Origin of the sequence: Zavarzinia aquatilis (assembly GCF_003173035.1) — a bacterium.
GTDB classification, from domain to species: Bacteria; Pseudomonadota; Alphaproteobacteria; order Zavarziniales; family Zavarziniaceae; genus Zavarzinia; species Zavarzinia aquatilis.
In genome coordinates this window covers 70313-85866 of sequence record NZ_QGLE01000008.1, presented here as the reverse complement: position 1 = coordinate 85866, position 15554 = coordinate 70313, and the positions used below count along the sequence as shown (strand labels likewise).

Annotated in this window: 12 protein-coding genes; all 12 read right to left on the bottom strand. The window is 67.5% G+C overall.

The genetic code is table 11. From position 1 onward, the window contains the following. Position 1: 1 nt before the first annotated feature. A complete protein-coding gene (gene bcsD / locus DKG74_RS14215) occupies positions 2-487 on the bottom strand; it encodes a cellulose biosynthesis protein BcsD (RefSeq protein WP_109906837.1) in 486 nt (161 codons plus the stop codon). Then, positions 484-3381 carry a cellulose synthase subunit BcsC-related outer membrane protein gene (locus DKG74_RS14210; RefSeq protein WP_109906836.1) on the bottom strand — a complete coding sequence of 966 codons (2898 nt, stop codon included), beginning with the start codon at positions 3379-3381 and terminating at the stop codon, positions 484-486. The genes bcsD and DKG74_RS14210 overlap by 4 nt, the downstream gene beginning before the upstream one ends. A 1-nt stretch (position 3382) precedes the next feature. Next, positions 3383-8017 carry a UDP-forming cellulose synthase catalytic subunit gene (gene bcsA, locus DKG74_RS14205; protein ID WP_109906835.1) on the bottom strand — a complete coding sequence of 1545 codons (4635 nt, stop codon included), beginning with the start codon at positions 8015-8017 and terminating at the stop codon, positions 3383-3385. After that, the gene (bcsQ, locus tag DKG74_RS14200; RefSeq protein WP_109906834.1) at positions 8014-8802 is read right to left on the bottom strand and encodes a cellulose biosynthesis protein BcsQ; all 789 of its coding nucleotides are present in this window, start codon (positions 8800-8802) and stop codon (positions 8014-8016) included. The genes bcsA and bcsQ overlap by 4 nt, the downstream gene beginning before the upstream one ends. Then, positions 8802-9302: a hypothetical protein gene (locus DKG74_RS14195; protein ID WP_165837690.1), complete on the bottom strand. Its 501-nt coding sequence runs from the start codon at positions 9300-9302 to the stop codon at positions 8802-8804. The genes bcsQ and DKG74_RS14195 overlap by 1 nt, the downstream gene beginning before the upstream one ends. Before the next feature lie 193 nt (positions 9303-9495). Beyond that, positions 9496-10767, bottom strand: coding sequence for an MSMEG_0569 family flavin-dependent oxidoreductase (locus DKG74_RS14190; RefSeq protein ID WP_109906832.1), 1272 nt, complete (start codon positions 10765-10767; stop codon positions 9496-9498). Further along, positions 10764-11066 carry an MSMEG_0570 family nitrogen starvation response protein gene (locus DKG74_RS14185; protein WP_109906831.1) on the bottom strand — a complete coding sequence of 101 codons (303 nt, stop codon included), beginning with the start codon at positions 11064-11066 and terminating at the stop codon, positions 10764-10766. The genes DKG74_RS14190 and DKG74_RS14185 overlap by 4 nt, the downstream gene beginning before the upstream one ends. Then, the gene (locus DKG74_RS14180) at positions 11059-12042 is read right to left on the bottom strand and encodes a sll0787 family AIR synthase-like protein (protein WP_109906830.1); all 984 of its coding nucleotides are present in this window, start codon (positions 12040-12042) and stop codon (positions 11059-11061) included. Before DKG74_RS14180 ends, DKG74_RS14185 begins: the two co-directional genes overlap by 8 nt. Then, positions 12039-12578 (bottom strand): MSMEG_0567/Sll0786 family nitrogen starvation N-acetyltransferase, encoded by a 540-nt coding sequence (locus tag DKG74_RS14175; protein WP_109906829.1) that lies wholly within the window; start codon positions 12576-12578, stop codon positions 12039-12041. The genes DKG74_RS14180 and DKG74_RS14175 overlap by 4 nt, the downstream gene beginning before the upstream one ends. A gap of 3 nt (positions 12579-12581) precedes the next feature. Then, a complete protein-coding gene (locus tag DKG74_RS14170) occupies positions 12582-13679 on the bottom strand; it encodes an MSMEG_0568 family radical SAM protein (RefSeq protein ID WP_109906828.1) in 1098 nt (365 codons plus the stop codon). Then, complete coding sequence (locus DKG74_RS14165) at positions 13615-14664, bottom strand: Nit6803 family nitrilase (RefSeq protein ID WP_109906827.1); 1050 nt, start codon at positions 14662-14664, stop codon at positions 13615-13617. Before DKG74_RS14165 ends, DKG74_RS14170 begins: the two co-directional genes overlap by 65 nt. A 1-nt stretch (position 14665) precedes the next feature. Next, positions 14666-15148 (bottom strand): MSMEG_0572/Sll0783 family nitrogen starvation response protein, encoded by a 483-nt coding sequence (locus DKG74_RS14160; protein WP_109906826.1) that lies wholly within the window; start codon positions 15146-15148, stop codon positions 14666-14668. Positions 15149-15554: the final 406 nt, after the last annotated feature.

Genomic DNA, 15554 nt, shown 5'->3' with positions numbered 1-15554 from the left:
CCTAACGGCCGTAGAGCAATTCGACGCAGCCCGCCTCGCCAGCGCCGGTACGCCGCGCGTGCAGATGTTCGCCCCCGCCAGCCTGTTGCAGCCAACAGGAGTAGAGGCCTTCGAGCAGCGCGGCCGCGCCCGGTGTGGAAGCCGGTCCCGGCAGCAGCGGCAAGGCGCCGTGACGGATGCGAATACCCGCCTCGACCTCGCCCAACTGGACCCAGCCCCAGCGCGCGGCGAGCAGCTTCGCATTGATCGCCGCCTCCAGCGCCTGCAAGGTCTCGGCCCCGGTCAAGGGCATGGCGGCGGCCATGCGGCGACCGACCTGACGCAGGAAGGCGGCCGCATTGTCGGCGCCGGCGACCGCGAATAATTCATCCGCGACGGCGGTGAAGAATCCGGGCAAGGCCTCCGCCGCGAGGAGCGCGGCCCGATAGGCCGCGTCGCCGTCTTCGGCCACCGGGGCAGGAGTCGTCAGACTGGCAAACAGACTCATGGGGCCACCTCGAGCAAACGCTTCACATAGACCATGACACTACTTTCCGTGTAATCGCCGGAGCTGTCGAAAGACGCCGCGCCGCCGATGGTCGTCTGGCGATCGAAGGCATAGTCGAAGCTGCCGTGGATGTTCCCGCCAATACCGCTCTCGCTCGCCGCGCTGTAGTAGGCGGATGAGATCAGGCCGGCCGAAACTTCATCCTCCAGGATCTGTTGCAGCTTGCCATTGGTCGGGAAATAGGGCGCGGCATCCTTGTCGTAACTCTGGAAACCGATGGCGCCGCCGATGGTATAGTTCCATTTGCCGCTGCGGCTTTCGCCCGAATATTCGACCGGAAAGGCGATCGAATAGAAATTCTGCGGACTGAAATAGCCGCCATGTCCGAGCGAGAATTCGCCGAGGTTCTTTTCGTAGTTCAGATAAGACAGGTTGACGCCGACCGACAGCTCCGCCCGCTCCGTCTTGTAGGGACGTATATAGGCACCGACCGTCGCTTCCATCTGCTGGTTGTCGTCGACATTCTCGCCGTCGAGCTTGTAATAGCCGGCACCGCCATAGAGACCGACATCGCCGTCGTCGTCGGACAGCATCACCCGGGCACCGGTTCGCGTCACCCCGCCCCAGCGCTTGCCGGTGAAGGGTTCCACCGTCCCGGCGTAGGACAGCAGACTGTCCGTCACCGCCCGGCGCTCGCCAGTCAGTTTCAGGGTCGTGGTCGACGACAGTTGCGGCGCGAAAGTGATGCCGCCCACCACGTTCTTCACCTCGAAGCCGAGCGGGGTCGAGCCGACATCCGCCTTGATATTGCCGATCTCATAAGCGAGCGCGAGGGCGACGCCCGCGTCGTCCTGGGTCGGGGCACGGCGCAGCGAAGCCATGCGCGCCGTGTCGAAACTGTAGACATCGGCGGCGATCGCCGCGTCGATCACGCTTTGCTGCGCCGTGGTCAGCGTGCCCAGGATCGTCCCGTTGGCGTTGACGAAGTCGGCGAGCGTGGTCGCCGCGTCCGCCGCCACGGCGGCGTCGATCGCCGTCTGAACGTCTTTGCTGAAGCCGGCGACAACGGCCGCGTTGGCGCTGACGAAATCGGAAAGCGTGGTCGCCTCGGGCGTCGTGATCGCGGCGCCGAGGATCTGCTTTTCCGTCGGCGTCAGCAGGTTCCAGACTCCGGCATTATTCGCAACGATGGTCGCCAGGGCTTCGTGATTGGCCGAGGTCACCGTGGTGGGGATCAGGGCATTGGCACCGAAACGGCGGGCACCGTCACCCTCGGGCGTGCCGGAATCGAGACTGACGGGCATCGCCGTCGCGGTCAGCCGGCCTTCATCGAAGGGCGAAATCGCCGCCGAAAGCGATGCGTGCACCTCGGTCAGTTCCGACAGGCCGGACTCGCCGTTGCGGTTGCGCACCCCCACCTCGCCGCGCACGAAGGGCACGGTATCCTGTTTCAGCTGCGCCAACTCCCGCGCGATGTCCTGGCTCATGGGATCGTTCACGACCACGGCCGGCCGCGGGGCGGCGGGGCTGGCCGGCGTCGGCAGGGGCGGATAGGTCGGCGTGGGGGCCGCCGCAGGGGCGACCACGGCCGCGGGATAGCCGGATGGCGGGGTCGGAACGGTTGGAACGGCAGCGGGGGTCAGCGATGCGGGGCGCCCCTCGGCGGCCCGAACCTGTCCGCCGGGCAGGTAGAGACCACCTGAAGTCTGACCGGCCGCCGCCGTCGCCTCGCCTGCGACCTGCAACGGCCGCGGAAGGCTCGACGGCGCGGGGTTGGGCGTGACGGTGGCCGGCGCGGGCGGCGACGACACGACACCGGCGGCTGCCGGCGCCGGTCCGGCGGCGGCAATGCGGGGCGGCGGGGCCGGACGCCGGGCAGGCGACGGCACGGCCCCATCCCCTGTCGCGGCGCTTGCGGCGGTTGGGGATGCGTCCGCAGTTTCAGGCGCGGCGGCTACATCGGTATCGGCGGTACGGCGGAACGGATTGGCGGGCAAGCCGGCGGCCAGAGCGGCATCGTCCGGCAGGCCCAACTGGCGCGCCCGCAGCAGCCGCGCCGTTTCCAGCGAGGCGATGGCGGCAGCATTGTCGCCCCTGACCTGGGCGACCCGCGCCGCAAGGACGTGGAGGCCCGGCTCACCCGGCGACAAAGCCAGCGCATCGTTCAGCCAACGCCCGGCCACCCCGGTGTCGCCCGCGCGCAGAGCGGCCACAACGGCGCCCTCGATGACGTCGCCATTGCCCGGATCGCGGGTCAGGACCGCGTTATAGACCTGCAAGGCCTGCACCGGCATTCCGCCATCTTCGTAAAGCCGGGCGAGCGCCGCGAGCAGGGCAGGATCGTCGGGACGGCTGCCGAGGGCGAGAGCCAGCACGTCATAGGCTTCGGCGAAATGACCCGCGAGGCGCAGCCGGTCACCCTGCGCCGCGGCCGGCGCGGCATCGGGACGGATCGGCGCGGCGGGGGCGACGCGGGTGGTCGCCGCGCTTTCGGTGGCCGGGGCGGCAGCGACCGTGGCCTCGCGCATCCGGGCTTCGAGCAGATCGCCCCGCGGATCGCCGGGGGCGATCTGGCGAAGACGGGCCAGCCAGCCCCGGGCGGCGGCGTAATCCTGGTCCTGCAGCGCGAAGGCGCCGAGGCCATAGAGCACTTCGGGGGCATCCGGGGCGACGGCATAAACTCGCCGCAGGGCATCAACCGCGAGGTCGCGCCGGCCCTTCTCGCGCCAGAACACCGCCTGTTCAAGCAGAACGCGCGTCACCTCGGGCGCCGCCGGCAAGGGCGATGTCACGTCCTCCGCTGCGGCAGGCAAGCCGGCACCGAGGGCGATGCCGACCGCCAGCAGGGCGATGCCCGGCCGGGCCGACAGGCGATCGCGAAGAAAGGGCGCCATGTCAGACCTCCGCCTTGGGGCGCCGCAGGCGCAGCCGGGCGATCAGTCGCAGGAAGATGATGATCACCACGGCCAGCAGGACGACGGCGACGACCGTCATCACGGACAGCAGGATGGGGTTGTTGCGGAAGTACCAGCGCAAGCTGCTGAAGGCGCCGAGGTGCCCCACGGTGTAGGTCGGCCCGATGCGGAAGCTGCTGGCCCCGGCCTGATCGAAGATCGCGAGATCGCCCGAGACCGCGGCGTTGATTTCCGTGTCGGCCAGACCGGCCACCACCTTGGGCAGGCGCTCGGACCGGCTGGCCAGCACCATGACCAGCGACTGGCCGTCCCCGGTCTCACGCCCCAGAATGCCGGCGAAATCATTGTTACCGAGCAGAAGTTGGCCGGCTTTCGCGGTGTCTTCAGTCCAGCCTTCGCCGTCGAGCAGGTTGTAGACCCGGTCGATGGCACGGCCGGAGGCGACATTCAACCGGTTGTCCGACAGCTGGATCGGCCCATCGCCAAGCAGCCGTGGCAGGCCAAGGCGGTCGTCGAGCGTGCCGACCGCGAGCACATCCTTGCCCCGGGCGGCGACGAGATTGGCGCTGCCCTGCAAGACCGTGAGACGCAGCGGCGGGAAGCCCGTGAACTCGCCAAAGCGACCCATCAGGTCGAGCAACGCCTCGATTTCCTGCGCCTTGGGCCGATCGGGCAGGATGGCGGCGGTATCGCCCATGTCGGCGACCCGGGTGAAGGGGAAACCGGCGCTGGCGAAATAGGACAGATTGGGCATCACGGCGAAGCGTTCCGCCCCCGAAATGTCGATGGTCGAATCCGGGTCGATGCCCGAGCGAATGCCGGTCGGCAGCGTGCCTTCGCATTCGCCGCGCTTCTTCGGCCGCAGATCGTAGAAGAAGGAAAGCTGGTTGCTGCCGAAGATCTGGAACGGCGGCACCTTGACCCGGGATTCGTTCAGCACGAAATCGTCACTGACGATATCCCGGACGTCATCGAGGATGGTCGGGGCGCCGAGCGGCAACGACTTCAGATATTCGCGATTGATCGCGACATCGAGCCGGGAGCGTTCAAGATCCAGCCATTCCCCGCGCGGATAGCGATAGCGCACGGTCATCGGCAGACCCCGCTCGCTCCAGACGAAGAGATCGGGCGAGGTCCGGAAGGGCACGGCGAGCGGGCCGGGCACGAAGCCCGCGCCCTGCAGCGCGCCGGGCTCGACCAGTTCGCCAAAGCGGACGGGCCGGTCGCCGCGCAGCCAGCGCGGCGCGTCGTAAGGCTGGCGCGGCGGCACGCTGGGAACACCGACCGTCATCGTCGTGCCGCTGAGCGCGACCGAGCCGAGGGCGAGCGTGGTCGCGGCGGCCCGCAATTCGTCGTCGTTACGGCCCGCGACCACCAGCAGCCGGCCAAAAGCATCGGACGGATTGCCGACGACGCTGAGCGTCGGCCCGGTGATGGGCGGCAGGCCGAGCCCCGGCGGCTGCGCCTCCGGCGTGGCGATCACCACCGCGTTGCCGGTCGGAACCGACCCCAGGCTGACCGGAAAGGCCGAGCCCCGGAAGCCGGCCTCGGCAGCGAAATAGGATGCGACGATGGTGGCCGCGTGAATGGTGCCACTGGAAGGGCCGGCCGGCAGGGCAATGGGCAGCGACAGCGCCTTGCGCTCGGCGGAATCGAAGAATGGTGCCGGCAGGGCCGCCAGATCACTGCGTTGCGGCAACGGCTGCAAGGTCAGTTCCAGGGCGCTCTGGTTGCTGATGATCGACCACAGGCTGCTGTGCACCGGGTTTTCGCAATCCATGGTGTAATGGCCGATCACGCGCAGGCCGATCCGGTTATAACGGACGAAGAGCGCGGGATTGACCGGGATTTCCACCGTCAGGCCGCCGGCATTCTGTCGCTCCAGCCGCATCGAGCCGACGACCTCGCCGTTGACCAGCGCGGTCATGTGCGAAAGCTCGGGCAGCAGCGAGGGCGAATAGGCGATGGTGACGACGAACTTCGCCGCCGTGACCACTTCATCGCGCCGGATATCGAGGGGGAAGCCGATTTCCGCCTCGACGCCAAGCAGGCGCAGCGGCTCGATCGCCCCAAGCTCCTTCAGCGAGACTTTCACTGTGCGGCTACCCGCCATGGGCGTGGCGGCAGCGCCCGTGCCGGGCGTGGCGGCCACGCCCGGCACGGGCGGCAACGGCATCGCGGGCGCTGCCGTGTCCGCGACAGGCGGCGCGCCCACCCCACCGGGCGCGACCGGCGCGGACGGCACCGGCAATGCCGACGTCGATGGGGGGGATGGAAGCGCGGGCGGCTGCGGCAAAACCTGCGGTGCCCCGGCCGACGGCGACGCGACCTGAGCGGCCGCGCGGCCACTGGGGACAAGGAAGGCCAGGGCCGCGACCAAGGCCACCACGACGGATGCCCCGGTGACGCGCGCCCCCGGCAGACTGGCGCGCGACGGCAGCGCGGGCGGCTCCGCCACGACCGGCGGCCGGGGCTGTCCGGCGCGTCCGGCCGGGGCCTTGGTATGGCTGGGCGCGAACAGGCCCGTGGTCGCCCGCATCAGGCTTAGAAGGGCGGTACTGGGCTTGTCCGATGGCGGCGGACGGCGCACCACCCAGGCATCGGCGCGCCCGAAAACGACACCGACAAGCATTCGATACAGATCGACCGGCATGTCCTCGAAACTGGTTCGCAGCAGACCGCGCTCAACCGCGATGCCCTTGACCGGAAACACTTCCGCGCCATCGCCAACCGGCAGTTCCAGCCCGTCGACCAGATCGGCATCGACATCGACTCCCTCCGGCAGGCGGATCAGCGCGCCACCGGTCGAGAGATTGAGCGTCTTCACGCAGACCGCGTGCCCCTCTTCGGTGAAGATGGTCGCCGGCAGGGCGATGGGCAGGCGGACGGTCTTGCGGATCTGCCGGGTTTCGCGCGCGGCGGCAATGGCGGCGATCAGGATCAGTCCGCTGAACAGGGACCAGGCGACATTCATGAGTAAAACGCCTCGCAATTCGCCGTCGGACCATCCGTGGACCAACCTGTAGCAGCCGATGATCAGACCGAGGGTGACGATACCCAGGGTCAGAAGGTGAAAGCGGGCGATCCTGAAATCGAAATACTCGCGTTCGAGCAGGCCGCCCTTTTCGGTCACGTTGAACTTGCCCAGCTTCGGATTGATCATGGCCGCCAGCACGGGCCAGACCAGGTGGAAAGAGAGCGAAGTCTCGTAAAGCTCGCCCCAGAAGGTCAGCCGATAGCGGCTGTGCACGCGCATGTTCGTCATGTTCGAATGCAGCAGGTGAGGCAGCGCATAAGCGAGCACGAGCGGCGCGGTCGAGGCGATGATGTTCTGGCCCAGCAACAGGAAAGCCACGGGCGCGGTCAGAAACACGATGCGTGGCAGCGCGAACTGGAAATGCAGCATGGCATTCAGGTAGCACAGACGCTGCGCCAGGGTCAGCTTGCCGCCGAACAGGGGATTTTCACGGCGCAGGATCTGGGTCATGCCGCGCGCCCAGCGCACCCGCTGACCGACGTGAAGCACCAGACGCTCGGTCGCGCGCCCGGCCGCCAGCGCAATGTCGAGATAGGCTGTGTTCCACCCCAGCTTCTGCATCCGCAAGGCGGTATGGGCATCCTCGGTCACCGTCTCGACGGCGAAACCGCCGACGGAATCGAGAGCCTCACGCCGTATGACGGCACAGGAGCCGCAGAAAAAGGCCGCATTCCACAGATCGTTGCCCTTCTGCACCGGACCGTAGAACAGCTCGCCCTCGTTGGGGATGGCGTCGCCGCCGCGGATGTTCCGCTCGAAGGGATCGGGCGAATAGAAATGGTGCGGCGTCTGGACCAGCGACAGTTTCGGATCGGTCAGGAAACCGCCGACAGTCATCTGCAGGAAGGCACGCGTCGGCACATGATCAGCGTCGAAAATGCAGATCAGCTCGCCGTCGGTCTCCTTCATGGCGTGATTGAGGTTACCGGCCTTGGCATGGGCGTTGTCGGGCCGGACGATGTAATTGACGCCGATCTTGCGGGCAAATTCACGGAATTCCTGCCGGCGCCCGTCGTCGAGGACATGGACGCGCAGCTTGTCGGCGGGGTAGTCCAGATTGGCGGCGGCAAGGATGGTATCGCTGACGATGTCGAGCGCCTCGTTGTAGGTCGGGATATAGACATCCACCGTCGGCCACAGGTCGAGATCGTCGGGCAGGATTTCGACCTTGCGCTCGAGCGGCAGGGCCGTCTGGAAATAGCCGAGCACCAGGATGAGCCAGGCATAGAATTCCGCGAAGAACAGCCCGAAGCCCAGCAGGGCGCCGAACCAGTTCTCGAAAGTCAGCGTTTCCGTCGCCCGCCAGTAGAGATAACGGGTCGAGACCAGCACCGACAACACACTGAGCATGACGGTCATGTTTTGACCGCGCCACCGGTTCATGATCAGGCCGGCGATGAAGACGACGACCCCGAAACCGATCTGCTGATAAAGATCGAACGGCGCGATCACCACGGGAATGGCCGCGCACCCGCCGATCAGAAGGGCGGCATAGAATCCCCAGCGCGGCATCCGCTCCTCGATCGGGCGCGCGGGTGCCGCGGGGGCTTGGCCATCGTGGCGGTCGGCGGCGGTCATCGCCGCGCCTCACCGACCTGCACGGCCGGCTCCGGTGGCAGTGCCTCGATCTTGAGGCGGGCCGACAGCACTTCCGCCAGCCGCTTGATGTCCCGGGCGCCGACGCTGGCCGGAGCCTGCTCGAAGACCGAACGCTGCCAGCCGATCGCCTCCGCCACCGCCTCGTCGCGATAGATCTGGCCGATCAGATGTTCGGGGATGCGTGCCGTGACGAATTCCGCGACCGAACGGCTCAGCTGCCGGCGCGGGTCGACCTGATTGAGCACGACGAGCGGCCGTTTGTTGCCGTAAAAATGTCCACGCTCGATCACCGGCAGCAGCGACAGCGAAGTGGCGTCGGCCAGCAGCACGGCGATATGAATGGCGCCGATCCGGTCGAGCGCGCGCAGCGCCGGCACCGGCCCGGGCGGCAGGTCGGCCAGCACGATCCAGTCCGGACGCTCCAGAACGGTACGCAGGCCGCGCGTCAGGTAATCCGGATCGTCGGCCAGATGACGCTCGAAGCGCAGCCGCTGGTCCTCGGTCGCGCCGCCGTAAGGCAGCAGGAAAACGCCCGCTTCCGTCTTCAAGGCAAGATCGGGCCAATCCTCCGGCGTATCGCCGGCCGCGACATAGCCCCGCTCGTCGTCGAGTGGCACGCCGAAATGCAGACGGAGGCTGTTCTGCACGTCGAAATCGAGCACCAGCACGCCCCAGCCCAACTGGTGCAGGGCAATGGCGACATTGGCGGTCAGCGTGGTCTTGCCCACGCCTCCTTTTGGCGATGAAAAGGCGATGACCGGCATCAGCGCAATCTGTCGAACAGGGGTTTCAACGGCGTGCCGGCAGCAGGCGCGGCAGGCACGGCCTCTACCGGCGACGCTGCGTAACGCTCGAATACGCGGGACAGGGCGGATATCCCTGGCGACGGCGATGGCGCGGACACCGGAACCGGGGCCACGGAAGCGGCGGCTTCTCGTTGCGCCGGAGGCTCCGCCTCCGCGGGGGCCGGCGGGGTCAGGGACGCCATCAGGGGGGACATCCTCTCGGCGCGGGCGGCGATGACCTCGGCCAAGGCGGGAGCCGGCGCAGAAACCGGCATGAACGCCGGAACGGAGGGGGCGGCCGGTTCGGCGGGGCCTGCATCGAGCGAGCGGGCGACCGCTGCCATCATCGGCAGCGCGCTTTCGTCGAAGGCGGCGATCCTGCCGGTGCGAGTCAGCGGACCGATATCCTTATAGTCGCCCGCCTTGCGCTCCAGCCCCATTGCCCGGAACAGCCTCGAGGTATCTTCCGTTGCCGACATCGCCAACCCCGCTTCCGACAGATGATTCGCCATCTGGCCCTAACACCGTTCACAAAATACACCAGCTTTTGCCCACAATATCGGAGCAATTTTCCGGTTTAATCGGCATTATCGGGCGGATTGGGTTAATATTTTCGCCGAAATTGCGTTTCTACCCCCAATTTTCTCGCGCTTTGAGAGAGGTCGACGATTTTCAGGCCGTGAATCGCTGCTCGCTTGGGAGCATTTCGCTCCGCCGCGCGGCGATGCTCTCGACCACGAAGGCCGCGTCGCGGGCAACCCCCGAGAATCGTCCCGAGCCCCAGGTGTGAAGCCAGGGCAGCCCCAGGAAATAGAGTCCGGCGCAGACCGAAACGCCCCGCTTGTGCGTGGGATAGCCGCGCCCGTCGAACACCGGCACTTCGACCCAGGTGAAATTGGGGCGGAAGCCGGTGGCCCAGATCACGGTCGAAATACCCGCCGCCTCAAGGTCCAGCACGCCGCTCCCCTCGCCCGGCGCCGGCCGCCACAGCGGGACATAGGGCGGGTCTTCGGGGGCGTCGATGCCCTTCTCGGCCAGATAGGCGTCGATGCCTTCCCGGATGCGGTTGTAGGTCGCGTCGGCCGCATCGAGATTGGCGGCGAGATCGTCGGCGAAGACCATGCCCCCGTCCTCGACATCGAGCAGGCGGCCGTGCAGCACCATGCCGTCGAGCGCGTGGCGCCGCAGGTCGATCTCGCGTCCGCCGTCGCGCCCGGTCAGATAATGGTTGGCCTTGCCACGCACCTTCTCGCCCAGGGGATGGCGCTCGACCGGCAGGTCGTAATGGCCCATGTCGTGCAGCCATTCGACGGCGTCCCGTCCGCGATAGCGCCGGGGCGAGCGCGGCGCGCTGCCGACGCAGAGATGGACCTTGCGTCCGTCGATCTTCAGGTCCTCGGCGATCTGGCAGCCCGACTGGCCGGAGCCGACGACGAGCACCGCCCCCGGCGGCAGGGCCTCGCTGCTGCGATAGCGCGAGGAATGAACCTGCAGGATGCCGCGCGGCAGGCGCTCCGCCACCCTCGGGATATTGGGGATGTGATAGCCGCCGACGCTGACGATCACCTGATCGGCGGTATAGGTGCCCTCGCTGGTCTCGACCGAAAAGCCGCCCTCGCCGCGCTGGCGCAGGGCAGTTACCGTCACGCCTTCGCGCAAGGGGGGCTGCTCCTTCTCGATGAAGGCATCGAGATAGGCGAGGATTTCAGCCTTCTTCATGAAGCCGAAGGGATCGGCCCCGGCATAGGGAAAGCCCGGCAGCTGGCACTGCCAGTTGGGCGTGACCAGACAGAAATTGTCCCACCGCTCCTCGCGCCAGGCATGGCCGCGGCGCCTCTTCTCGAAAATCAGATGGTCGATGCCCTGCTGCTTCAGGAAGTGGCTGGCGGAAAGGCCGGCCTGGCCCCCGCCGATGACGAGGACCGGATAATGGCTGGTGGTCACGGCAGTTCTCCCTGGATGTGCATGGTTTCGATGGTGACGGTGGCCTGATCCGGTTCGGCGATGGCGGCGGCGGCCTGTTCGATGCGGGCGAGCTGGCCCATGGCGCGCGAACACGGAAAGCCGTAACGCTCGCGAACGCGCTCGCTGGCCGCGCCAAGGCCGGCCCGGCTGCGGGCAAGAAATTCGGGCAGCGAATAGCTCGTGCCGGCGACGAAATAATGGGCGATGGACGACGACGGCGAGTAACAGGTCTCGACCGCGCCATCGGGCCAACGCACGCGGAACCAGGCTTCAGGCATGTTCTCGGTCTCCGTTGGTGACGGGGCCGCAGCCGATCAGCGGCTGCCGCGCGAAATTCCACAAGGGGGCGCTGTCCTTGCCGTCGGCGAGGCGGACGAGACCGCCGGCGTCGCAGCCGCCGACATCGGCGCAGGCGATCCCGGCCGCGGCGAAACGCGCCGTCACCTCGTCGACATGATCGGGCGACACCGCGAGGACATAGCCGAAGCTGGGAAAGGAAATCAGCCAGCGCTCCAGCGCGACGCCTTCGGGCCGGGGAATGCGGCTAACGTCGATGGTCGCGCCGAGGCCGGAGCATTCGAGCAGCATGAGCGCCGTGCCCACCGCGCCCGCCATGCTGATATCCTTGGCGGCATGAACAAGACCCGCCTCCGCGAGCGCGGGCAGGATTTCGATTTCGGCGCGCAGGCGCGGCGGCAGCCCGGTCGAGCTGCAATCCCAATAGGGATGCGGATCGCGATAGCGCCCGCGCAGGTCGATCGCCATCAACAGCCGGTCGCCGCCTTGCGCATCGAAACTGGTCAGCAGGCTGCGCGCCCGGCCGAGGATGGCGACCGACAATTGCTCGCCCCCCGGGTTCCGCGTGTTGGAATGGCCGCCGACGATGGGCACGCCATAGGCGGCGCTGCCGGCGGCCAGACCCGACAGAATGGGCGCCGCGCGCGCGCCATCCCGGCTCCACAGCGCGTCGACGACGGCAATAGGCCGCCCGCCCATGGCCGCGATGTCCGAGACATTGACCATCACACCGCAATAGCCGGCGAACCACGGCTCCGCCTCGACGAAATCGGCGAGGAAGCCCTCGATGGCGAACAGCAGGTAACCGTCGCCGTCCGGGATCGCGGCGCAATCGTCGCCAACGGCGATGGCGCTCTGGCCGCCGAGGCCGAGGGCGGTCATCACCCCGGCGATATCCCGCTTGTGCCCAAGGCCGCGGGCCCCGGCGAGGCGAAGGGCGAGATCGGCGATGCTCACGCCCGCCTCCCGATCAGGACGGCGAAGCCCGCCTCGTCGGCGAGGGCGGGATAATGACCGAGGTCAGCCTCCATGAAATGATGGGGCCGGCCGTGCAGGTCGACGATATCGAGCGTCGCCCAATGCAGGCGGTGGAACAGCGGCGCGTTCTGCGCCTGGACATGGGCGGTGAAGCGCCGGCAGCCGCGCGCGGCGGCGGTACCCACGGCGAGGCGGATGAGCCCGCTGCCGAGCGCCCCCAGCCGGCGCCACGCCGGCTCCACCGCGAGACGCGAGCCGGCCCAGTGGCCCGGCGCATCCTCGTGAATGCGCACGGTGCCGACGACCTGATCGGGCACGCCAAAAATGGGCGCGAGGGCGACCAGGGCCAGCGCCCGGGCATCGGTCTCGTCGCGGTCGTCGCCGACGAAGATCTTCTGCTCGCGGCAGAACACCTGGCGTCGCAGCGCCGCGGCGCCCGCCAGTTCCCAGCGGGCGGTGGCGATCTTCACCCGGGCTTCGCCACTGACATAGGGCAGGACCGGCTCGAAGATCATGGCTCAGCCCTCGAAGCTCGACAGGGCGGAACAGGCGCCGCATTTGCCGCAGCCCGCCTTGATGTCGGACGACAGCAGATCGGCCGCCTTCAGCATGGCGCCGAGGGGTTGCAGGATGTCGCGCATGAAGGCGGGCGACGGCGTCGCATGGTCTTCAAGCGGCGTGCCCGAGATCGGCACGAAGGGCACCACGAAGGGATAGACGCCCAGTTCGATCAGGGTCTCGGCGATGGAGAGGATCGCCTCCTGGGTATCGCCGAGGCCCGCCAGGATATAGGTCGAGACCTGACCCCGGCCGAAGACCGGCACCGCCGCCTTGAAGGCATCGAGATAACGGGACACCGGAACCGATGCCTTGCCCGGCATGATCTCGGCCCGCAACTCCGGCGTGACCACCTCGAGATGCATGCCGAGGGTGTCGATGCCGGCCGCCTTCATGCGGCTGAACCAGGCATCGTCGTCCGGCGGCTCGCACTGGCCCTGGATCGGCAGATCGACCGCCGCCTTGACCGCGAAGGCGCTTTCGCACAGCACGGCGGCACCCCGGTCGGTGACATTGGGCGTTCCCGTCGTCATCACCATGTGCTTGACACCGTCGAGCAGCACGGCGGCACGGGCAACCTCGGCCAGCTGTTCCGGCGTCTTGTGGGCGATGGTGCGGCCGGCGGCGAGGCTCTGGCCGATCGCGCAGAATTTGCAGGTCTTGGTCCGGCTCTGATAGCGGATGCAGGTCTGAAGGATCGTCGTGGCCAGCACGTCGCGCCCGTGCAGGGTCGCGATCTGGGAATAGGGAATGCCGTCCAGCGTCTGCAACTCGTAAAAGCGCGGCTTCAGCGGAAAGGACACTTCGCCGACCGCGACGCCATCCCGCCGGATGACCGAGACACCCGCGGCATCCGGCTTTTCCGCGACATAGGGCGAGGCGAAGGCGGGTGCGGTATGAACCGGCACCATCACCGTCTGGCCCTCGACCGTCATGGCCTTGTGGTCGGACGGCCCGGCGCCGCCGCGCCGGCTGGCGGCACCCGCCCCCGGATCAGCCAGCCGAACCCCGAAGGACTGCAATTCGGTGATCAAGGTCTGCTGCGTCGTCGGCTTCATGGGCGTCGCTCCGCGGGCTGGGGATGGGGGACGGGACGGGCATCGGGTCGAGCGCGGGCACCACGGCCCGCGCCGGCCGGTTGTCGAGCTGAAGGGAAAGGAGTTCGGGCCGCGCGTAGTGGCCCACGGAATCCATCATCCGCTTGCGCTTGGTGATCAGGGCCATGTCGAGATCGGCGACCAGCATCCCCTCCCCCTCGGTCAGGGGCGGCACCAGATGCTTGCCCTCGGGGCTGACGATCGCCGTGTGGCAGCCGCCGCGCAGGCCCTTCTGCAATTTCGGGTCCGGCGTGATCGCCTCGATCTGCGCTTCGCTCAGCCAGCCGGTCGCGTTGACGACGAAGCAACCGGATTCGAGCGCGTGGTGGCGGATCGTCACCTCCATCTGCTCGCCGAAGATCGGCCCGACCATGGATCCCGGAAACTGGCTGGCGTGGATTTCCTCGTGCTGGGTCATCAGGGCATAGCGGGCGAGCGGATTGTAATGTTCCCAGCAGGCCAGTGCGCCGAGGCGGCCGACCGCCGTCTCGACGACGCGAAGGCCCGATCCGTCGCCCTGGCCCCAGATCATGCGTTCGTGATAGGTCGGCGTGATCTTGCGCCGCTTCAGCACCATGCTGCCGTCGGCATCGAAGACGAGCTGGGCATTGTAGAGCGAGCCGTGGTCGCGCTCGTTGACGCCGAGGACGACGACGATCCGGCCCGAAGCGGCTGCGCGCGAGACGGCCTGCGTTACCGGCCCCGGCACGACCACCGCGTGCTCGTAGAGCCGCAGGTGGTCGGGCCCGGTGAGGACGGGCGGGTGGACGAAGGAAAAGTAAGGGTAATAGGGCACGAAGGTCTCGGGAAAGACCACGAGCTGCGCGCCCTTGGCCGCGGCCTCCATGATGGCGTTGCACACCCGCTCGAGCGTGCCGTCGGGCCGCGCGATATCGGGGGCGATCTGGACCGCCGCCGCCCTCACCATCCGTCCACCCGCGCTCATGTCACAGCGTCCAGGTGTTGAGGATGAAGGCGCCGTCGCGGCGATGGATCAGGATGAGGTCCATCACGTCGAGCGGGTTGATCGGGGTGATGCCCGGGATCAGCGACGGCTCGCCATGGCCATAAAGCGCCTGCAGCGCGAAACGGCAGGCATAGACCTTGCCGCCCTCGCCCATGAACTTCACGATCTGGTTGTTCATGGCGAGATGGCCCGGGAAAGCCTCGTCGCCCAGCGTCGGGAAGCCGCGCTGCACGCCGAGCGTTACGCCGGGGCCATAGAGCAGGACCGAAGTCTCGAAGCCCTTGCGCAGCAGGCGGGTGGCCTGCAGCAGGTTGACGAGACCGATCGAGCCTTCGAAGGCGACGGTGTGGAAGGTGACCAGGGCTTTCTCGCCCGGTTTGGCCTTCACATCCTCGAACACCTTCTCCTCGTAGTTGACGAAGAAGTCGCCCTTCTGGTGAGCGGGCTTTGTCACTTCAGGCATTACAAATCTCCCCTGGGTCCGTTCGGCTCGCGCCGGGTGGTGACGGGAAGGATTTTGCAAACCCCATGCCAGTCAAATGACTGCACAACAGATAATCAGATTCAAATGAATGCAGTCATTTAATACGGTCAATCACGGGATTTCCCGTCAATGCGGGATGGCGCAATTTTGACCACCGCCACCCAATTGAGCATCAATAAGATCAAATTTTAATCATTAAAGCCTGCATCAGCGCCGACAATCTGCCCGGCGCCCGCCCCGACACCACCGGAACCCACCGCTCGCCAAGCCGAGAAGCACGGCGGGCCTTGGGCCGAGAGCGGCCCTTGCACCCAGGCGAAGGGCAGCGTTAAATACCGGAACAAGGGATGCGTCCTGCGGCCCAGCCCGGGTCGGCAGCGTCCTT

Bases quoted from the DNA above. Each gene is read 5' to 3' on its own strand.
- DKG74_RS14170 (WP_109906828.1), bottom strand. From the start codon at position 13,679: ATGAAGCCGACGACGCAGCAGACCTTGATCACCGAATTGCAGTCCTTC.
- bcsA (WP_109906835.1), bottom strand. From the start codon at position 8,017: ATGACCGCCGCCGACCGCCACGATGGCCAAGCCCCCGCGGCACCCGCG.
- DKG74_RS14195 (WP_165837690.1), bottom strand. From the start codon at position 9,302: ATGTCGGCAACGGAAGATACCTCGAGGCTGTTCCGGGCAATGGGGCTG.
- bcsQ (WP_109906834.1), bottom strand. From the start codon at position 8,802: ATGCCGGTCATCGCCTTTTCATCGCCAAAAGGAGGCGTGGGCAAGACC.
- DKG74_RS14175 (WP_109906829.1), bottom strand. From the start codon at position 12,578: ATGATCTTCGAGCCGGTCCTGCCCTATGTCAGTGGCGAAGCCCGGGTG.
- DKG74_RS14185 (WP_109906831.1), bottom strand. From the start codon at position 11,066: ATGCCTGAAGCCTGGTTCCGCGTGCGTTGGCCCGATGGCGCGGTCGAG.
- DKG74_RS14160 (WP_109906826.1), bottom strand. From the start codon at position 15,148: ATGCCTGAAGTGACAAAGCCCGCTCACCAGAAGGGCGACTTCTTCGTC.
- bcsD (WP_109906837.1), bottom strand. From the start codon at position 487: ATGAGTCTGTTTGCCAGTCTGACGACTCCTGCCCCGGTGGCCGAAGAC.
- DKG74_RS14210 (WP_109906836.1), bottom strand. From the start codon at position 3,381: ATGGCGCCCTTTCTTCGCGATCGCCTGTCGGCCCGGCCGGGCATCGCC.
- DKG74_RS14165 (WP_109906827.1), bottom strand. From the start codon at position 14,664: ATGAGCGCGGGTGGACGGATGGTGAGGGCGGCGGCGGTCCAGATCGCC.